Origin of the sequence: Planifilum fulgidum, from assembly GCF_900113175.1 — a bacterium.
Classification (GTDB): Bacteria; Bacillota; Bacilli; order Thermoactinomycetales; family DSM-44946; genus Planifilum; species Planifilum fulgidum.
The window spans coordinates 20,290-40,496 of the sequence record NZ_FOOK01000027.1; the positions used below are offsets into that span (position 1 = coordinate 20,290).

At 59.8% G+C, this 20,207-nt stretch carries 16 protein-coding genes and 1 pseudogene; 7 read left to right on the forward strand and 10 right to left on the reverse strand.

All coding sequences use genetic code 11. The features are described from left to right. Window positions 1-179 precede the first annotated feature (179 nt). A complete protein-coding gene (locus BM063_RS13360) occupies window positions 180-2,084 on the forward strand; it encodes an OPT family oligopeptide transporter (protein ID WP_092039932.1) in 1,905 nt (634 codons plus the stop codon). Between the two features lie 97 nt (window positions 2,085-2,181). Beyond that, on the forward strand, window positions 2,182-2,556 hold the full coding sequence (locus BM063_RS13365) for a PqqD family protein (RefSeq protein WP_092039993.1): 375 nt from the start codon (window positions 2,182-2,184) through the stop codon (window positions 2,554-2,556). A gap of 977 nt (window positions 2,557-3,533) precedes the next feature. Here the strand turns inward: BM063_RS13365 and BM063_RS18025 are convergent. Further along, a pseudogene (locus BM063_RS18025) lies at window positions 3,534-3,670 on the reverse strand (response regulator); the annotation flags it as partial. Between the two features lie 387 nt (window positions 3,671-4,057). Here BM063_RS18025 and BM063_RS13370 point away from each other — a divergent pair. Further along, a complete protein-coding gene (locus BM063_RS13370; RefSeq protein ID WP_092039935.1) occupies window positions 4,058-4,867 on the forward strand; it encodes a VOC family protein in 810 nt (269 codons plus the stop codon). Window positions 4,868-4,971: 104 nt separating this feature from the next. Beyond that, a complete protein-coding gene (gene solA, locus BM063_RS13375; RefSeq protein ID WP_092039938.1) occupies window positions 4,972-6,126 on the forward strand; it encodes an N-methyl-L-tryptophan oxidase in 1,155 nt (384 codons plus the stop codon). Window positions 6,127-6,290: 164 nt separating this feature from the next. Here the strand turns inward: solA and BM063_RS13380 are convergent, their stop codons facing one another. Then, window positions 6,291-8,066, reverse strand: a complete 1,776-nt coding sequence (locus BM063_RS13380; RefSeq protein WP_092039941.1) for a B12-binding domain-containing radical SAM protein — start codon at window positions 8,064-8,066, stop codon at window positions 6,291-6,293. 213 nt (window positions 8,067-8,279) lie between these two features. After that, the gene (locus tag BM063_RS17360) at window positions 8,280-8,573 is read right to left on the reverse strand and encodes a hypothetical protein (protein ID WP_143085362.1); all 294 of its coding nucleotides are present in this window, start codon (window positions 8,571-8,573) and stop codon (window positions 8,280-8,282) included. Between the two features lie 457 nt (window positions 8,574-9,030). On the opposite strand from BM063_RS17360, the gene BM063_RS13385 reads away from it, so the two are divergent. From BM063_RS13385 to BM063_RS13395, 3 genes are read left to right on the forward strand one after another with little or no spacing between them, the layout of a single operon-like run. Beyond that, window positions 9,031-9,816 (forward strand): MerR family transcriptional regulator, encoded by a 786-nt coding sequence (locus BM063_RS13385; protein WP_092039944.1) that lies wholly within the window; start codon window positions 9,031-9,033, stop codon window positions 9,814-9,816. After that, on the forward strand, window positions 9,797-10,498 hold the full coding sequence (locus tag BM063_RS13390; protein WP_245752276.1) for a DMT family transporter: 702 nt from the start codon (window positions 9,797-9,799) through the stop codon (window positions 10,496-10,498). The genes BM063_RS13385 and BM063_RS13390 overlap by 20 nt, the downstream gene beginning before the upstream one ends. After that, the gene (locus BM063_RS13395) at window positions 10,495-10,809 is read left to right on the forward strand and encodes a DMT family transporter (RefSeq protein WP_092039946.1); all 315 of its coding nucleotides are present in this window, start codon (window positions 10,495-10,497) and stop codon (window positions 10,807-10,809) included. The genes BM063_RS13390 and BM063_RS13395 overlap by 4 nt, the downstream gene beginning before the upstream one ends. Window positions 10,810-11,145: 336 nt before the next feature. On the opposite strand, the gene BM063_RS13400 is transcribed toward BM063_RS13395, so the two are convergent. From BM063_RS13400 to carA, 7 genes are all read right to left on the reverse strand, one after another. Further along, window positions 11,146-11,661 (reverse strand): MFS transporter, encoded by a 516-nt coding sequence (locus BM063_RS13400; protein ID WP_177199164.1) that lies wholly within the window; start codon window positions 11,659-11,661, stop codon window positions 11,146-11,148. An 8-nt stretch (window positions 11,662-11,669) separates the two neighbouring features. Next, a complete protein-coding gene (locus BM063_RS13405; protein WP_092039951.1) occupies window positions 11,670-12,425 on the reverse strand; it encodes an MFS transporter in 756 nt (251 codons plus the stop codon). 270 nt (window positions 12,426-12,695) lie between these two features. Beyond that, window positions 12,696-14,171 carry a DASS family sodium-coupled anion symporter gene (locus BM063_RS13410; RefSeq protein WP_092039954.1) on the reverse strand — a complete coding sequence of 492 codons (1,476 nt, stop codon included), beginning with the start codon at window positions 14,169-14,171 and terminating at the stop codon, window positions 12,696-12,698. A gap of 401 nt (window positions 14,172-14,572) precedes the next feature. After that, window positions 14,573-15,166 (reverse strand): orotate phosphoribosyltransferase, encoded by a 594-nt coding sequence (pyrE, locus tag BM063_RS13420; protein WP_177199165.1) that lies wholly within the window; start codon window positions 15,164-15,166, stop codon window positions 14,573-14,575. Further along, window positions 15,150-15,881 (reverse strand): orotidine-5'-phosphate decarboxylase, encoded by a 732-nt coding sequence (gene pyrF, locus BM063_RS13425; RefSeq protein WP_092039959.1) that lies wholly within the window; start codon window positions 15,879-15,881, stop codon window positions 15,150-15,152. The genes pyrE and pyrF overlap by 17 nt, the downstream gene beginning before the upstream one ends. Beyond that, window positions 15,878-19,105 carry a carbamoyl-phosphate synthase large subunit gene (carB, locus tag BM063_RS13430; RefSeq protein WP_092039961.1) on the reverse strand — a complete coding sequence of 1,076 codons (3,228 nt, stop codon included), beginning with the start codon at window positions 19,103-19,105 and terminating at the stop codon, window positions 15,878-15,880. The genes pyrF and carB overlap by 4 nt, the downstream gene beginning before the upstream one ends. Further along, window positions 19,098-20,189: a glutamine-hydrolyzing carbamoyl-phosphate synthase small subunit gene (gene carA, locus BM063_RS13435; protein WP_092039964.1), complete on the reverse strand. Its 1,092-nt coding sequence runs from the start codon at window positions 20,187-20,189 to the stop codon at window positions 19,098-19,100. The genes carB and carA overlap by 8 nt, the downstream gene beginning before the upstream one ends. Window positions 20,190-20,207: the final 18 nt, after the last annotated feature.

Sequence of the window (20,207 nt, forward strand, 5' to 3'; positions counted from 1 at the left end):
AAGATTCAAAAAAATCCTTGTCCTGTTTGTGATTGCATCTAAAATATTTAAAAAGTTTTTTCTGATTATGAAAATCCTTTTTCTTGGTCGGCGGAGGTTGCCGCAGCGCCTGAAGGCGCCGCGGTCGGCCTTCCCCTTTCGTGTTGTTTTTCCGGACTCTTGAAAGAAGGGAGAAGACGATGAAGAAGGAATCCGACCCTCGAAACACGGAATTCGTCCCCTATGTATCCCCTGACAAATCATTGCCTGAACTGACCCTCTTGGCCTGCGGCCTGGGGATTCTGCTGGCGATCGTGTTCGGCGCCGCGAATGCCTATCTCGGCCTGAAAATCGGGATGACGGTGTCGGCATCGATCCCCGCCGCGGTGATCTCGATGGGAATCCTGCGGGGGCTTTTCCGCCGGAATTCCATCCTGGAAAACAACATCGTGCAGACCATGACCACCGCCGGGGAGGCGATCGGAGCGGGAGCCGTGTTCACCCTGCCCGCCCTTTTCCTCTGGGACCTTTCCCCCAGTCAGGCGATGATCGTCTTCATCGTCCTGACGGGCGGATTTCTGGGCGTGTTCATGATGGTGCCCCTCCGCCGCCTGTTGATCGTGAACGAACATCACACCCTGCCTTATCCCGAGGGAACGGCCTGCGCCGAAGTGCTGAAAACCGGGGATACGGGAGGAAGGAATGCCCGCCTGGTGGCCGGCGGCTTCCTGGCGGGAGGGCTGGTGAAGGCCCTGGGCGACGGGTTCAAGCTGTTCAAAACGGAAGTGGAAACCCAGATCGCCAACTTTAAAAACGCCGTGATCGGGATCGACATCTATCCGGCCCTCTTGGGAGTCGGTTACATCATCGGTCCCCGCATCGCGGGACAGATGCTGGCGGGCGGATTGCTCGGCTGGCTGGTTCTCATCCCGATGATCAGCTTTTTCGGCGCCGGGTCGAAAGAGACGATTTTCCCCGCTGAAGCCCCCATCGCCGAATTGGATGCCTGGGGCATCTGGCAGGGATACATCACCTACATCGGAGCCGGTGCCGTGGCGATGGCGGGCCTGATCACCATGGTGAAAACGCTGCCCACCCTGATCCGCTCCATCCGGGACACCGCCCGGAGCGCCCGGGAATACCGTCTGAGCGGACAAGCCCTGGCTCGGACCGATCAGGATATCCCCCTGAAGTGGGTGGGACTGGGCACATTGGTCGTCGTCATCGTTTTGGCCTTCGCCCCCGTCACCAACGTGGGCATCCTCGGCGCCCTGTCCATCGCCGTTTTCGGTTTCCTGTTCGTGGCCGTCGCCTCCCGCATCGTCGGGATCGTCGGAAGTTCCTCCTCGCCGGTTTCGGGCATGACGATCGCCACCATCCTGATCGTCACCTTCCTGTTTAAGATCTCCGGCATGAGCGGGGTCGAAGGCATGGTGGCCGCCCTGACGGTGGGGGCCGTGGTTTGCACCGCCCTGGCCGTGGCCGGGGACATCTCCCAGGATCTGAAGACGGGATATCTCGTCGGCGGAACGCCCTGGAAACAGCAGCTGGCCATGATGATCGGCGTCGTCGCCTCCGGCCTCGTGATCGGTGCGGTCCTGGTCATCCTGGATCAGGCCTACGAAATGGGTTCCAAGGAGCTTCTCGCACCGAAGGCGGTCCTGATGAAAACCATCATCGAGGGCATGATGCAGGGCAGCATGGCCTGGGATCTGATCTTCCTCGGCGCGGCCATCGCCGTCGTCATCGAATTTTTGGGGCTCAATTCCCTGGTGGTGGCCGTCGGCGTCTACCTGCCGGTCCACGTGAGCACCCCGATCATCATCGGCGGTGCGGTCCGCTGGCTGATCGATTTCTTCACCAAGGACGAGGGGCTCAGGCGGCTCCGCAAAGACGCGGGCGTCCTCTTCGCCTCCGGGCTGATCGCCGGCGAATCCCTGATCGGCGTGGTGATCGCCATCCTGATCGTCGCCGGCGTGCCGATTCCGGAAAGTCCCGCCAGCGAAAAGGGATGGATCTCCTGTGCCATGTTCCTGGCCGTCACCTTGCTCCTGTGGTACATCGCCCGCCGGGCATCCTCCGACAAGGCGTCAAGCCGAAGCTGATTTCCGCCTTCGAATCGGGGAAAAACAAGGGAGAGGAGTTCCACGGACGGCTCCCCTCCCCTGCCCTTCACACAAACCCTTGATGGGGTGTATGCCGGTGTTCAGCAGGAAAAAGCGAAAAAACATGCTCGTCCTGAAACCGATCCTCAGGGAGGGCTGTCTCCTGGAGCCGTCCCCCGGCGAGGAGGAGCGCCTCACCCTGGTGGTTCCTCGAACCGGATGGCTGGAACGCCTCTCCATCCGGTGGCTCGGCCAGCCGGAGGCGATCCGGGTCCGGTTGGATGAACTGGGCAGCTTCGTCCTGTCCCGTTGCGACGGAACCCGCACCGTACAGGACCTGGCGGACGCCTTGGAGCAGGCTTTCGGCTCCGAGGCGGAACCGGTGCTGCCGAGACTGGTGCAGTTCCTCAAGATACTGGACGCCAACGGGTGGATCAGGATGGTCCCTCCCGGGGGTGGCGGTTCCACATAGCGGCTATCTCTTGCCCCGGTGTTCCGGTTCACCGGGGTATTTTTGCGGATTCCGCCATTTCCCCCGCGCTCCCTGTCGCCTGCGGCAAAAAGCTTGATGTGCCGTGTCGGTGAACATGGCGTGGAGCTCACAGCGGATCATCAAATAAAGCCATTTGCGCCGCACCGTTCCAGCCCGGAAAGCCCGACAGTTCCCTTTGCCCCGCTGCCGCTACACCCGGCGGAGGAATGCTTCGGCGCATCCTCCGCGCCGAATGAGGCTTTCGGCTTTCGCCGGTTCCCTGACGCTTTCTGGGGTGATGAAGCAAACACATTTCATCCCACCCGCTTTCCTCCGAAAGCGATCACCTCAGAAAGGAGCCCAACGGCGCACTGGACAATCACAAACCCGTTGTCTTTCTCCCACAAGAAATACAGGCGATCCCGGGAACCAACACTTGGGCAAATCCGGAAGCAATTCTCTCCACCGTCCGCGTTCCCCTGCAGATAAGAGCCATTTTCCCCACAAATGCCGGCCACCCAAAAAAACCCGCCGCCAGCAGGGCGCCGTAAATCAGTTGGCCTTCCGTCCCCGCAGGCCGTGAATCAAAAAGTAACCGAAAATCGACAGCAAGCCAAAAGAGAAGAAAGTTCCACGCTCACTTCCGAAAGCCCCTCCAAGGAGTTTTCAGGGGCATGAAACACCACCCACAAAAAGTTCCTCCATGCAGGCGTTCGACGCCCATCGGCTTTGCGAATCTCTCCCATGAAAATGTCCCCTTCGAAAAATGCCCGCGATAATCGATGCCATGAAGATCTCATCCCGCATACAGCCCCCGCCGGGAGATGGAAGAAATCATCGAAAACAGCCCCATTCAGCCACACCTTGTGACCCGGCACACCGACTCCAGCGGCCCGCGCAGAAGGCGCTCATCTTCCGAATTCCCCTCCCCGCGACCTTTTCCGGTCCGGGTCCGCCGGAGCACCGCCCGGATCCGGGTCATCCCCTCCCAGCTCCAATCCCGGCAGCTTGTCCACTTCCTCCGACCTGGCCGTCAAAAAGAGGATCGGAACTTGGAGAAGCGGATCCGCCGGCACACATCGAGGCGCTCAATCCCCGGCAGCATCCAGTCGAGAAAGCCGCATCGATCCCGCCGAAGGGCTTCAATCCCTGGCGGAACTGAATTTCCGCGGGCCGCTTCCCCTTCCAGGCAGTTTGCCCATTCATCATCGACCACAAAAACGGGTCAAGCTTTCTTGTCCGCCTCCATCCCCTCTCCGCTTTGAGCCCTCCATCAAAAATATCCGGGAACAGGGCGAGGATCCTCCCCGTTTCTTCCAAAGAGGCAGGAAAATGGCGCACAAACCAAGAATCTTGATCCCAAACGCGCATCTCCTCCACACATCCCTTTGGAATCGGTTCCATCGCCGAAAGGGGACCGCGACACGCCGGTTGCATCATCCGGACAGGATAAAAGCGGCGCAGCCTTTCGGCGCACACTCCTCCGGGTAGGTGAACCCTGTTGTACGCCTTTGATCATCTTGTCCATCTCGTGCGCGACCCGAAAAAAGCGATGCAAACCGCCCGGAAGTGCGGGATCCATGCGGTGGAAGGCGGCAGCCACCCCGATTGGGGAACCGCCAACACCCTCTGCTACTTCGACCTGAGCTACATTGAATATCTGGGCGTGGAAAATCCCGCGGTCGCCGAAAAAGCGAAGGGCAATTCCCTGGTGCGGCAAGCCCTGGAAGACTTGTCCCACGGGGAAGGGCCGGCGCGGATCGCCCTGCGGACGGACGATCTGGCGGAAGCAGCCCGCCTTCTTGAGAAACAGGGCTGGAAAACCTCCGGCCCCTTCCCCGGCAGCCGCACCCGTCCCGACGGCACCCTTCTCCGCTGGTCCCTGCTGTTTCCCGAAGGCCCGGACGATGAACTGCCTCCCCCTTTCCTGATCCGGTGGGAGCAATCCGACGAAGAGCGGCGAGAGGATCTCAGCCGGCGCAGCGCCATCGCGCCCCATCCGGCGGGAAATCTGCGGCTGAAGCACGTCGCCGTCGCCGTCCGGGACCTCGGCCGCGCGGCAAAATGGGAAAAGGGCTTCGATCTGAATCCCAAAAGGGAATATGTGGACAAAATCTTGAACGCGGTTTGCCGGGAACTGCAGCTTTCAGGGGGCAATCTGCTGTTCTGCGCCCCGATCGGGGAAGGGCCCGTGGCCAGGATCCTGGGATCCCGGGGAGAAAGGCCCTTTCTCGTTTCCCTTTCCGGGGCGGAACGGGATGAGGATTGGAGCATCTTCGGGGGGATATACCGGTTTTCAAGGGAAAGCTGAAGACCGGACTCCCCTTCCCTTCGTCCGGACCAACGTCTTTCCGCGGCACAGGGCCCGAGGTTTCAGCCCTTCGCCGGATTTTTCACGCGAAAGGATGATCCGACATGGGAAAACGCTATGACGTGATCGTCGTCGGTGCCGGATCCGTCGGGATGGCGGCAGGCTATTTTCTCGCCAAAAGGGGGATTCGGGTCCTGATGGTCGATGCTCACAACCCGCCCCACGCCGACGGCAGCCACCACGGGGAGACGCGGATCATCCGCCACGCTTACGGTGAGGGGCGGGAGTACATCCCCCTGGCCCTCAGGGCGCAACAGCTGTGGTATGAACTGGAGGAGGAAGCGGGGGAAAAGCTGTTTGCCAAGACGGGCGTCCTGGGGGTCGGCTTTCCCGGCTCTTCCTTCATCCAGGAAGTGATCGCCGGTGCAAAGGCCCATTCCCTCCCCCTCGAGCGGCTGTCTTCGGCAGAGATCATGCGGCGCTGGCCGGGGATCGCGATACCGGAAAGCTTTATCGGATGCCTGGAACCCGATGCGGGAGTGCTGTTCAGCGAAGCCTGCCTCCGCGCTTTCCGGCGGCGCGCCCTCGACCTGGGCGCCGAACTCCTGACAAGCTCCCCCGTCCTGACCATCGAAGGGGAAGCCGGCGGCATCACCGTGCGGACCCGGGAAGGCGTCTTCCACGGGGAGCGGGCGATCGTCTCCGCCGGGGCCTGGGCGGGCAAACTGTTGTCCGATCTCTCCCTGCCCCTCACGCCCGTGCGGAAAACGGTCGGCTGGTTTCGGTGCGATGAACGGCTGTACGACTCCCGCCGCTTTCCCGCTTTCTTCTTCGATTTTCCGGAGGAACAGTATTACGGTTTTCCCAGCTTCGAAGGAAGCGGGGTCAAGGTGGGGCGTCACGACGGCGGGCCTCCCATCGATCCGGACCGGTTCGACCGCACCTTCGGCGGCGCACCGGAAGACGAGGGGGATTTGCGCCGATTCCTGGAGCGAACGCTGCCGCAGGCCGCCGGCAAACGTCTGCGCGGCTCGGTTTGCATCTATACCCGGACGCCGGATGAACACTTCATCATCGATCGCCATCCGGAAGACAAACGGATCCTCATCGCCGCCGGTTTGACGGGCCACGGCTTCAAATTCTCCAGCGCCCTCGGCGAGGCGCTGTGTCAATGGATCACCGCCGGAAAACCCGGGCTGGACCTGTCCCTCTTCTCCCTGGACCGTCCCGCCCTGCGAAAAGGGGGTAAAAACCTTTAAGGCGAAGAAGGACACCCCCCCGGACGGGGTCGCAGAAAGGGGAAACGATAAATCCGCGCCCGAAGACCACGCTGTCCATGTTTGCTGAACGGCCCTTCGAACGAAGGGCCGTTCGGCTTTGCGGGGGGATCGTCGCCCGAAAACCGGGCTGTCGCAGCCCTGTGTCACGTAGCCGTTGAGGAACCGGCCAGGCCGAGCCGGGCCAGGGGGGCGGTAAAGGCTTTTCCCTTCCCCTTCTCCGAATCATAATGGACGATCAAACAGCACGGCTCCCGGCGAATGACGCCCGTCGCCCGGTAGTGCGCAAGATCGAAGGGCAGCACCTCCAGCCGGCAATGTTTGACCAGTTTCTGTTCCGTAAGGCGCAGGGCGGCAAAGTCCGCCGAGACGGCCTCGGGTTCCGCGGCCAGGCGGCGAAGCAGGGCCTGTCGCTCCCCCTTGTCCATCCCCTCCCACCACACGGAGCGCGGACGATGTTTGAAATGGGTCAGGTAATCGTATTTCATGAACCCCTCGATCACGGGCAGGTTGGGGGTTCCCCGGTCCCGCAGAAATTGGCGCAGGCGGAGAAAGAGATCCTCCAACTGATGACCGATGCGCATCCACCCCCGCTTCTCCCAGTAATCCCCGAAGGACTGGAAAAAGTCGAAGGGCGTCTCAAACTCGTTTCGGGTCAAAAATTTGACCGTCTCGTCGAGGTGATGGGAGTTCCAGTACTTTTCCAGAATGTCCTCGGCCCGCTTGATGCGGATCATGTCGTCAAAGGAGAGCACCTTGCTGGAAAGCACTTCGTAGGGGGCGCGGTCGATGTAGACATAGCCGTGTTTTTCCGCCTCGCGCCGCAGACCCGTGCCGCGGAGAAGCTTCAGAAAGCCCAGCTGCAGCTCCTCCGGTTCCAGGGCGAACACGTCGTTGAACGTCTTTTTGAAGGAAGTGTAATCCTCCTCCGGCAATCCGGCGATCAAGTCCAGATGCTGGATGATCTTCCCGCCCTCCCGGAGGGCGCGCACGGTGCGGGCCAATTTTTCAAAGTTCTGCCGCCGCTGGATCAGTTCGTTGGTGAGGGGATTGGTCGACTGAACGCCGATCTCGAAGCGGAAAATGCCCGGCGGCGCGTTTTCGTTCAGAAAACGGACGATCTCCGGCCGAAGGATATCGGCGGTGATCTCGAACTGAAACACGCATCCGCCATGGTTGTCGATCAAAAAGCGGAACAACTCCAGGGCGAAGGTGCGGTGAATGTTGAAGGTTCGGTCGACGAACTTGATCGTTTTGGCCCCGTTTTGAATCAGGTACAGGATGTCTTCCTTGATCCGGTCGATATCGAAATAACGCACCCCGCTCTCAATGGAAGAAAGGCAGAACTGGCAGCGAAAGGGACAGCCGCGACTGGTCTCCATGTACACGATGCGCTTGGAGAGGTGCGGCCGATCCTCAGGGAAGCGGTACGGCGTGGGAATCCGGTGCAAATCCAGCTTGGGGCGCGGCGGATTGATGATGACGCCACCGTCCCCGCCGCGGCGGGCAAGACCCAAAACGTCCCGGAAGTTTCCCCCTCCGGCCAGTTCCTCCAGCAGCTCTTTGAAGGTTTCCTCTCCCTCCCCGTAAACGATGAAGTCCGCCTCGGGGATGCGCCGGAACCAGTGCTCGATGTCGTAGGAGACCTCCGGTCCGCCGAGAACGATTTTCACGTCGGGCCTCACCTTCTTCAGGATGCTTAGGACCGGAATCGTCTCCTCGATGTTCCAGATGTAGCAGCTGAAGCCCACCACGTCGGGGGCCTCCCGGTACAGGTCCATGGCGATGTTCATCGCCGGATCCTTGATGGTGTATTCCTTGATGGTCACCGGAAACTCCGGTTCGGCGAAGCTTTTCAAATAGCGCAGCGCCAAACAGGTGTGAATGTATTTGGCATTCAGCGTGGCCACGACGACTTTCATGGATATCACCTTTAACCATAAAAGATGTTAGATCATCCCCGCGAAAACACCGACAAGCGGACGCCAAAAAGCGCTTGCAAGGCATGCGGCTTCTCATTGCAAAGGGTGCAGATCGCAATGCTTTTCATTCGCAAGAGCTCGAAATCGTCCATTCGAATCCGAAAGGATAACCAGCGCAGGTGGCCATCCCCCCGCGAGCGGGTATATATCCCCTCATCGCTTCTTCAAATGTCTCCGCAAATACTTCTCCTTCGCTTCCTGAACTCGCCTGATAAATTCTTCCGCCCGCCTCATCGGAGGAATTTCCGACAACAAAGAAGAGACCGCTGCCGTCGAGGCATTGAAAGCCGATTCACCTGCGGCGGGACTTACAAAATAAAAACCACAGCCGGGATAAAAGTAAAACACGGGATGATTGTCCCCGGCAAGCGCCGAAACACGCTCCAGCCAAAACCATGCCTGTTTTATTTCTCGGCGATATGGATGACGATGGTGGAATCGTCTCATCCTTGACGGGAAACACCTTCCGGCCGAACCGTTTTTTACTCCACCCTGACGGCTTTCGCGGGCTCAAACGTCAACGTAACGGATTTGCTCCTTTGTTTCAACATTTTTTTGCACAACTCCCGTGTCTTAAGTATAATCATGAAGTTTTCCGGGCACTAGTCGGCCGCTTCGGATGATCCCGGTCCCGCAAGCGGCTGGATCCTCCAACGGTTGGGGAAGGCTAAGGGACAACATGGTGCCTCCTATCATCTCTTCAAGCAGCCCTTCAAGCGGGGAGCCGCTCCCCCCGCATCGCCAAAGACGAATGCATCGGACAGAATCCAGCGATCATGAAGTATGCCTGAAGCTACCCCAAGGGCGGCAGTCAAGACCGGCTTTCACCGCACCCCCTTGACCCTCACCTTGGCGTAAGGGTTTATCATACGATTGCGGAATCCCTTCGAAGGGAGAGAAACCGATGTACCGGGTCGGAGAGCTTTCCCGGATCACCAACGTGAGCATACGGACCCTCCATTATTACGATGAAATCGGCCTGTTGAAACCGTCAAGGATATCGGAAGCGGGCTACCGATACTACACCAAGGATGACCTCGTCAAACTGCAGCAAATCATCGTCCTCAAAAAGTTGGGATTCAAACTTTGCCAAATAAAAGAAATGACGCAGGTGACCGCGGACAAGGCCGAGAAAGCGCAGCGGTGGATGGAAATCTTCGATATGGAAATCGAGAAAATCCGGGAAGAAAAGCGAAGGCTGGAACTTCTGGAACGAAGCCTCCACGTCATCCGCCATTCCCTTGAACTGACGGGAGATGTTTCCAACGACGAGATCCTGGCCATTATTCAGTCGATCCAGCTGAATGACGCGGATAGCTTTCTATCCCGCCACTTTACGGAAGAAGAACAGGAAATCCTGCTTCGGCAATTGCCGGATCTGACAGCTCGCGATGAAAAGACGGAAAAATGGATCAAGCTGCTGAAAAAAATCCGCCAAACCAAGAGTGAACCGATCGACTCCCCCGTTTCGCAACGGCTGGCGGAGGAAATCATGCGTTTCATCCGCGAGCATCTGCAAATGGAAGATTCACTGATCGACAAATATTGGGAAAAGATCAAGCCGGAGGACGGACAGCCGGAAAAGGTGATCGGCCTGGATAAGGAAACCATGGAGTACATCGAGCAAATTCTCGACTGGTATCAGAAACACGAAGAGGGGAGCAAAGGCCATGGGAAAGAAATCCGTTAGGGCGTCGGCAAGATGGGACCTTTTCCTCTACCATCTGGTCCTCTTTGTCACCATGCACTGTGTGTTTGCCGCATTTTTCGGCGTCCAGCCGCTGTCGCAGATCGGCAGTGAATCCTATTTGGACCACATTCAAGAGAACTTTTTGAATCACGGCGTCAATATCTACCGGAACCCATCGGCCAATGAGATCAGCAACATCTGGAAGTCCATTCTCCTCATTCACCTCATTTTGGACATCATCGAAACCATCTTTCCCCGGAAGAAAAAAACACCCGACCGACATCTTCAAAAAGACGAGGGAATTGTTGAAAAGGCCGGCGAGAAGGCGGCGACGGACAAAAAACCGGATAAAAATCCGGGGGCGGCATGGGTTTATCTCCTGCTCGCCGGCTTGCTGGAAATCATCTGGGCCACTGCTCTGAAGATGGATATGCTGGGGGGACCGCTGATCCTTGCGCTGATCCTCAGCTTTGACTTGCTGATAAAAGCCGTAAGGCGGTTGGGGGTCGGCACCGCCTATGCCGTGTTCACGGGAATCGGAACCGCGGGACTTGTCCTGGTGGATATCGCATTTTTCAGGGAGACATGGGACTTTCTGAAGGTGTTTTTCATCTCGCTGCTCGTCCTTTTTATCATCGGATTGAAATGGACGTCCGACAGTCGGGGAGGTTCTCACCCATGAGCTGGATCTGTTTGGTGCTGGCCGGCTTGACCGAAGTGGCCGGTGTCGTCGGCCTCAAAAAAGTATCTGAAAAAGGAAGTTGGTTCACGTATCTGCTGATGATCGGCGGTTTTCTCGTCAGCCTCACATTGCTGCGCGTATCCCTGGAAGCGATCCCGTTGTCCATCGCTTATGCCGTCTGGACGGGAATCGGAACGACGGTAGCGGCGGTGGTCGGCATCCTGTTCTTCCATGAATCGAAAAGCCCGGGACGCATCCTGTGCATGCTGGGGATCATCGCCTGCATCATCGGCCTGAGATGGATCGCGTAACCATCCTTTCTTTGCTATTGTTCCAGGCACTCGGATCTTTTGTAAAAGTCCAGGACGCGCCGTCGACGAATCGGTGACCTTTTTTTGAAATCCGCAGGGCGAAGATACCGGACGCCGGCGGACTCTTCCCCTCCGTCCTTGCCCATCATTGCGGAGGCGCTTTTGGTGCGCCTCCCCCCTTCTTTGCCGCTCAACTTTCGCCATTTAGGCATTCGGGGGAACACCGCCCAAAAAAATTCCCTCGCCCATCCGGCCGACGAGGGTTACTGGCCCAATATCCGTCCGCTTTCTCCCGTATATGTGCCTGCATCCAACCACATGCTCAAACCGGGGCCTTCACCCGGATTTCACCTCCGTCACTCCTGCGGCAATATCCTGCGGAACTTCCACTTTCAGATTCCGGATGGACCGGGACAAAAGCCCCAGCAGGGACATCGCAGCCACGACGATACCTCCGGCGATGAACGTCCAAGCCGGGCCAAAAGCGGCCACCGCCGTTCCGGCCAAAGCGAGACCGACGGGGATGGCGGAAAAGGATCCCAGGGAATCGACGCTGCTCACCCGTCCGAGAAGGTGCGAAGGCACGCGCTCCTGGAGCAGAGTGATCCAGACCACCCCGAAGCATTCCATCAGAAATCCGAGCAGGAAGGCCATGGCGATCAACACGGCAACGGTGGGAATCGCTCCAATGACCAGGGTGGCGACCCCCATCGCGAACAGCAACAGATACAGGGTGACGCCCGGCCGGGAAATCCTCTGGAAGCGGATGCTCCCCATGAACAGACCGCCCAACACCGCTCCCGCGCCATAGAGGGTCAACACCAGCCCCAGGATTCCCGCTCCGCCGTCCAACGTTTCCTTCACCAAAAAAAGGGCAGGGCCACATTGAACACCCCGGTCGTCGCCGCATTGACCAGCGCCGCCACCATGATGGTGATCCACAGCCAGGAAACGGAAAAGGTGTGCTGCAGCCCTTCGCGAATTTCCGACAGGTAGCTCCGGGAACCTTTCCCCGCCTCCTCTTTTCCCGCTTTCGGACGGTACCGGATCATCGCGATGGCCAACAGGGAGCCGGTCAGACAAAGGGCGTCGATGAGAAAAGTCATCGCCGCGCCGACCGTCTCCACCAGCACCGCCCCCAGCGCCGGACCCAGGATGACACCGATTTGCCGGCCGATTCCGTTCATCGAGTTGGCGGAAGCCCGCTTGTCGCGATCGACCAGCTCATGGATGATCACGGTGTAGGCCGGCTGGAAAAAGGCGTCCGCGATCCCGAAGAAGACATAAATGCACAGAACGGACCAAAGCTCCACCTTACCAAGGAGCACCAAAGCGGCCAAGAGAACGTTCATCAACGCCCTCACGCCGTCCGACGCAAGGATCACCCCTTTGCGCGAAAACCGGTCCACCGTGGCGCCGGCAAACAAAGACACCAGAATATTGGGAATAAAAAAGGCCATAAACACAAGAGCCGTCGCCTGGGCGGAGTTGGTTTCGGTGACGATCAACCAGACCAGGGCGACCCGGAAAATGTTGTCACCCAGGTGGGAAAGGGTGTGTCCAGTCCACAATAACGAAAAGTTTCGGTTCTTCAGCACCCTGACCAGGCGGGGCATATACAACACACCTCTTTAACGAAAAAATAATGTTTTATGTAAGACAATTTTATTGTACGATGGTTTCAATTTTCTGTCAATCCCAACCCTCCGCCCAAGCAAAACGAAGTGGAAAGCAAACACAGAAAGGCCTCGCAATCCGGTTGCGCATTGCGAGGCCACGCGGAAAGGAACATGTTCGGCGATGGGTCCGTGACCTTCCTTTCCGGAACCCGGGGGATGGGATACGAAATTCGTGGGTCTCAATGGGCTTTTCGCCTTCCCCCTCCATCAAATCAAACCGACCCACTTCCAATACGTTGCGGAGAACAGCAGGATGAAAAGATATCCGATGAGGGTCAGGGGAATCCCTGATTTGATGAAATCTCCGGTGGAAAAGGTTCCCGTTCCGTATGCCAGCATGTTTTGCGGAGCGTTAACCGGCAAAATAAAACCAAAACTGACAACGAACTGCTGGATCAAAACCATTCCCGCCAGGTTCATGTCAGGTCTGTCCAGCCCTTGCACCAACGCGATCACAATCGGAATCAGGGTGGCGGCCAGACTCGTGGCGCTGGCAAATCCCAAGTGAATCAGAATGTTGAACAAGGCGATGAAAGCTACGATCAGCAAAGGGGACATGGCACTTAATCCCATTTGGCCAAACACCGCTTGAGTCAACCAGGTGGCTGCCTCGGTCTCGAGCAATAAGGTCCCGAGAGAAATGCCTACCGCAAATAGAATAATGGTACCCCATGGAATATTTTTTTCCGCCTGTTTCCACGAAAACACTCCGATGTGCGGCATAAGCATGGCGGCAACGGCCACCAAAGTGACAGAAGCGCTGTCAAAGGGATGGAGGACATTTTCGGTGGACCACAGCACTAACAAGGAGAGGGTGATCACCAGCAATCGCCATTCCGCCCCCGTCAACGGCCCAAGTTTTTTTAATTGCTCCCTTACCATGGCTTTCCCGTTGGGAATTTCATTCATTTCAAGGGGGAATAGCTTCAGCATCACAAAGTAAAGAACGATCGACATGATGATGGAAAAAGGTGCGGCATACAAAAACCATTGACCCCAGGAAACGCCCCGGCCAAAGGTTTCTTCTATAAATCCGATGGCGACCATGTTTTGTGCCGCCGCCGTTTTAACGCCAATATTCCAAATCGATGCCGCCTGGGCTGACGTGATCACGAGAAGGGCGGCAAACCGGCTTTCCCTTTTCATCTGGAAAGCGGCAACCATCCCGAGAATAATCGGCAAAATCGCAGCCACCCGGGCCGTGGTGCTGGGCACCAAAAAAGAAAGGATCATGGAAACCAGGATCACGCCCAATAAAATTCCACGGACACTCGAACCGACCCGCGACAAAACAAGCAGGGCGATTCGCTTGTCCAAACCGGTTTCCTGCATGGCCGCCGCCAGAAACAGCGCCCCCGCCACCAAGGCAACCGCCGAATTGCCGAATCCCGACAAGGCCATTTTCAGGGCTTCCTGGGTCCCCAAAATGGCGTTGGGATCGTCCGGATTCGGCGCGCCTCCGAGCATGATCGCCACCAAAGAGAGAATCAGCGCCGCGCTGACGGGATATGAAACGGCCTCCGTTATCCAGAGAATCACGGCAAAGGCAAGAACGGCCAAAGACCTCTGCCCGGCTTCCGACAACCCATCCGGTGCGGGAAGCAAAAGACCTGTCGCCAAAACCGCAAAAGCCGCAATCAGCCAAATCCACCGCTTCTCCCCTAGATCTGTTTTCGGGCTCATGACAAACCCCCTTGGAATATTAAGGAAAATATTTTAATATCCCTCCTAATACCGTAATTCCCCTTTAAAACAAGGAGACCGTGAAAAGTATGTGTCAATATTATGTAAAATTTATCATATAATACCTAATATATTAAAATATTTTCTTTTATGAGTCGCAACGAAATCCCGGTGTTGTCCTTTCAATCCCGGAAAGACGGCGCCAAAACTGCCGAGAACATCCAGAAACCATGCATCCAACGGCCACAAAATCTCCCGCCGATCTTTCCGGCCGAACGGATGCCGACAACTCCAACAAAAAAACCCTGCCACCCGCGGAAGGTGACAGGGTTTTTCCTCGCCATGCACCGCCTTCAAGGGAAGCGGAAGCCGCACCGCCTGCGGTTTGCGGGGTACCCTTTTCATCCCCTATCGGGTCGGTTCACGACGCCCTCCCGGCTCCCCGGCTTTTCCGCGGGAATTCCCTTCCGGCACAGGGGGCATTCCTCGGGCGCGTAGCTTTCGATGTCCAGGCGGAGGAGGGAGCGGAAGGGCACCGCAAAGGGGGAAGCCCCGCCGCTCCGGTCGATGATGGAGCCCACCCCAACCACCCGGCCGCCCAAGGATTCGACGAGACCGATCACTTCCCGGACCGATCCCCCCGTGGTGACCACATCCTCTGCCACCAGGACGCGTTCGCCCGGTTCGATCGCAAATCCGCGCCGGAGCCGCATCGCCCCGTCCTTGCGCTCGGCGAACAGGCTGCGGACGCCGAGGGCACGGGCCGTCTCGTGGGCGATGATCACTCCGCCCAGGGCGGGGCCGATCACCGCCTCCACCCGCTCTTCCCGGAACAGGCCGGCAAGAGCCCGGCCCGCCTGCTCCGCCTCCCGCGGGTACTGCAGCAGCCGGGCGCACTGCATGTACTGTCCGCTGTGCCGTCCGGAGGAAAGGAGAAAATGGCCTTCCAACAGCACCCCGGTCCGGCGGATCGCCTCCTCAACATTCCAGTCCACATCGATCCCTCCCCGCGTTTTGTACGGCTCGAACAATCGCCCGGTAGGCAGCCGCCGGATCGGCGGCCCGGGTGATCGGCCGGCCGACGACCAGCAGGTCGGCGCCCCGGGCCGCGGCCTCCTGCGGCGTCATGACCCGTTTCTGATCCTGCGCCGCCTCCCCTTTCGGCCGAATGCCGGGAACCACCGCCAAAAAGTCCGGGCCACCCATCGCTTTGATTCCTTCCACTTCCCAGCCGGAACAGACCGCCCCGTCCATCCCGGATTCCCGGGCCATCCGTGCGTAGCGGCTCACGCACGCCTCCACCGTCCCCGGAATGCCGAGCTCTTCGTTCAGCACCCGCTGATCAAGACTGGTGAGCTGCGTGACCGCCACCAGCCGAAGGGACGAGGCCCCGGACCGATCCCTCGCCTCCCTGGCGGCCTCCATCATCGCCCTTCCTCCGCAGGCGTGGAGGGTCAACAGATCCACCCCCAACCGGGCGACGGAATCCACCGCCCCGGCGACGGTGTTGGGAATGTCGTGCAGCTTCAAATCGAGAAAGACGTCGCAACCCCGCTCCTTCAGCCGCTCCACCCAGCGGGGGCCGGCGGCGTAAAAGAGCTGCATGCCCACCTTGACGAAGGGTTTTTCCTCCGCCTCCAGCCGGGACAAAAGGGCCTCGGCCTCCTCCGCCGTCGGAAAATCCAGGGCGATGACCACACGTCCCCTCATCCGACCACCGCCTCCTTCCGCGACCGGGCCGGCGGCGAATCAAAACCGATCGGTTCGGCGGTGAGGGTGATCGACTCCAGGGTGGAAAGAAGCGCCGACACCGTATCCAGGGAGGTGAGGCAGGCGATCCCGTGTTCCACCGCTTCCCGCCGGATGCGGAATCCGTCCCGCTCCGGCGTCCTTCCGCGGGTCCAGGTGTTCACCACCAGGTCGGCCCTCCCTTGCCGGATGTAATCCAGAATGTGGGGTGAGCCTTCCTTCAGTTTGTTGACCCGCTCCACCGGAAGGCCCGCCTTTTCCAGCACATCCGCCGTCCCGCGGGTGGCGACGATGCGGTAGCCCAGCTGGTGAAAGCGTCGCATCAGCGGCACGGCCTCCTCCTTGTCCTTGTCGCCGACGGTGGCGATCACCGTCCCGAATTTCGGAAGGGAAATCCCGGCGGCGAGCAGTCCCTTGTACAGAGCGCGGGCCGCGTCTCTGTCGCGCCCCATCACTTCGCCGGTCGATTTCATCTCCGGCCCGAGGGTGACATCAACGCTGCGCAGCTTGGCGAAGGAGAAGACGGGCACCTTCACCGCCACCTCCCCCTTTTCCGGCCACAGCCCGCCCCGATATCCCTGGGAGGGCAGGCTTTCCCCCAGCAGGATCCGGGTGGCCACCTGCGCCATGGGAATGCCCGTCACCTTGCTGAGGAAGGGAACGGTGCGGGAAGCGCGCGGATTCACCTCCAGCACGTAGATCTCTCCGCCGTAGAGGACGAACTGGATGTTGAGAAGCCCCCGAATGCGGAGGGATCGGGCGATCTGGGCGGTGATGTCCATCAGCCGCTCCTTTTGGTCGGGAGTGAGCGATTGGGTGGGATAGACGGCGATGGAATCGCCGGAATGGACCCCTGCCCGCTCGATGTGTTCCATGATGCCGGGAACCAGCACGGTCTCCCCGTCGCAGAGGGCGTCCACCTCCAGCTCCTTTCCCCTGAGATAGCGGTCGATCAGCACCGGATGCTCCGGATTCACCTTGACCGCCTCCTCCATGTAGGAGCGGAGTTCTCCGGGGCTGTGGACGATCTCCATCGCCCGACCGCCCAGCACGTAGGAGGGGCGGACCAGCACCGGGTATCCCAGAGTCTCCGCCTTTTCCAACGCCTCCTCCACCGAAGTGACCGCCGCGCCGGGGGGCTGGGGAATGCCCGCCTCCGCCAGCAGCCGCTCGAACTTCTCCCGATCCTCCGCCCGGTCAATTGCATCCAGCGGCGTGCCCAGGATGTCAATCCCCTCCCGGGCCAGTTCCCGGGCCAGGTTGAGGGCGGTCTGGCCGCCGAACTGGACGATGACGCCCACGGGGTTTTCCCTTTCGATCACGTGAAGCACGTCTTCGATGTACAGGGGTTCGAAATAGAGCCGGTCGGAGATGTTGAAATCCGTGGAAACCGTCTCCGGATTGTTGTTGATGATCACCGCCTCGTATCCCGCCTCCCGGAGGGCGCGGATCGCGTGCACGGTGGCGTAGTCGAACTCGATCCCCTGGCCGATGCGGATGGGGCCCGAACCCAGGACGACGACGGTCGGCCGGTTCCCCTTGACCCCCTCGTCCTCCCGTTCGTAGGTGGCGTAATAGTACGGGGTCGCGGCGTCAAACTCGGCGGCGCAGGTATCCACCATCTTGTAGACGGGCCGGATGGCCAGGTCCCGGCGCAGCGAGCGGACCGCCTCCTCCGTGGTCCGACACAGGCGGGCGATGGCCCGGTCGGAAAAACCCATCCGTTTCGCCTCCCGCAGAAGGTCGGGGGCGAGTTTCCCCCGCTGCGCCAAGCGTCGTTCCATCTCCACGATTCCTTCAATCTTGTGCAGGAAAAAGGGATCGATTCCGGTGAGCCGGTGCGCCTCTTCCCCGCTTCCGCCCCGGCGGAACCACTCCGCCAGCAGGAAGAGCCGTTCATCGTCCGGCACCTTCAGACGCCGCTTCAGCTCTTCATCGCTCACTTGCTCCGCCGACTCGAGAACAAGATGATCCGCTCCGATCTCCAGGGAGCGCACGGCCTTCAGGAGGGATTCCTCCAGGGTGCGGCCGATGGCCATCACTTCTCCCGTCGCTTTCATCTGGCTTCCCAATTTGCGGTTGGCCGTGGCGAACTTGTCGAAGGGCCAGCGCGGGATCTTGCAGACCACGTAATCGACGGCCGGCTCGAAGCAGGCGCGGGTTTGGCCGGTCACCGGATTCGCCAGTTCGTCCAGGGTGTAGCCGATCGCGATTTTGGCGGCGATCCGGGCGATCGGATAACCGGTGGCCTTGGAGGCGAGGGCGCTGGACCGGCTGACCCGGGGATTCACTTCGATGACGTAATACCGGTCGCTTTCGGGATCCAGGGCGAACTGGACATTGCAGCCGCCGCGGATGTCCAAGGCGCGGATGATGCGCAGGGCGGCGGAGCGCAAGCGCTGGTGGTCCCGATCCGACAGCGTCTGGGTGGGGGCAACCACGATGCTGTCCCCGGTGTGGACCCCCACCGGATCCACGTTTTCCATGTTGCAGACCACGATGCAGTTGTCGGCGGCATCCCGCATCACTTCGTATTCGATCTCCTTGTAGCCGGCGATGCTTTTTTCGATGAGGCACTGGCGGATCGGGCTGCTTCGCAGCCCGTTCTCGGCGATCTCCCGCAGTTCTTCCTCACTGCCGGCGATTCCCCCGCCGGTCCCGCCCAGGGTGTAGGCGGGGCGGACAATGACGGGATACCCGACGCCGTCGGCGAAGCGGACGGCCTCCTCCACCGATTGGACGATGGCGCTGTCGGGCACCGGTTCCCCCAGCTCCTCCATCAGGGACCGGAACTGCTTTCGATCCTCCGCCCGGATGATGGCGGCGAGGTCCGTCCCCAAGAGGCGAACCCCTTCCCTTTCCAGGATGCCCCGTTTGGCCAGTTCCACCGCCAGGTTGAGCCCCGTCTGGCCTCCCAGGGTGGGCAGGAGGCCGTCCGGCCGCTCCTTGCGGATCACCTGGATGAGAAAGTCGGGAGTGAGGGGTTCGATGTACACCTTGTCCGCCATGTGGGTGTCGGTCATGATCGTCGCCGGATTGCTGTTGACCAGCACCACCTCCACCCCTTCTTCCCGCAGGGCCTGGCACGCCTGGGTCCCGGCGTAATCGAATTCGGCGGCTTGGCCGATCACAATCGGTCCGGAACCGATCACCAAAATTTTCTTCAACCTCGAATCCTTAGGCATCGGTCTCCTCCTTCCGCCGGCGGCGGTCCATCAGCTCCAGAAAACGGTCGAACAGGAATCCGGAATCCCGGGGACCGGGGGCCGCCTCCGGATGGTACTGGACGGAAAAGGCGGGCAGCTCGCGGTGCCGAAGCCCCTCCACCGTCCCGTCGTTCAGGGAAATGTGGGTGATTTCAAGGGGGGTGTCCGCCACCGACTCCTTCTTCACCGCGTATCCGTGGTTTTGCGAAGTAATCACGGTTCGGCCGCTCTCCAGGTCCTTCACCGGATGATTGCCCCCCCGATGGCCGAATTTCATTTTCTCCGTGTCGGCGCCGCAGGCCAGGGCGAGCACCTGGTGCCCCAGGCAAATGCCGAACAAGGGATATCGGCCCAACAGCTTCGCCACCGCATGGATGGTCCGCGGAACATCCTTGGGGTTTCCCGGCCCGTTGGACAGGAGCACGCCGTCGGGCCGGAGCCGGTCGATCTCCTCGGCGGAAGTGTCGTGGGGAACGACGACCACGTCGCAGCCGCGGCGGACCAGCTCCCGGAGAATGCCGTATTTGACTCCCAGATCAACGAGCACGACCCGGTTTCCGTATCCGGGCGCGGTATAGGCGCTCCGGGTGCTCACCCGGGAAACGGGATCGCGCACAAGGGGCGTCCGCTCCAACTTCTCCCGCATCCCGGACAGGGATGCCTCCCGGGTGGTCAAAAGCCCCTTCATCGTGCCCTGCCGGCGGATTTTCCGGGTCAGCATGCGGGTGTCGATTCCGGCGATGCCCACGATTCCGTGTTCCTTCAGCCACCCGGACAGGGTCTTTTCGCTCCGCCAATGGCTGGGAAATTCAGTGTAATCCCGGACGACGAAACCGCGGACAAAGGGGCGGAACGCCTCTCCCTCGTCCCGGTTCAATCCGACATTTCCGATCAACGGGTATGTCATGGCGACAATCTGTCCGCAGTAGGAGGGGTCGGTCAGCACCTCCTGGTACCCGGTCATCCCGGTGTTGAAGACGACCTCCCCGACGACCTCTCCTTCGGCGCCGAAGGACTCTCCCTCAAACAGTGTTCCGTCCTCCAACAACAAACGGGCCCGCATCATTGTTGCCTCCTTTTC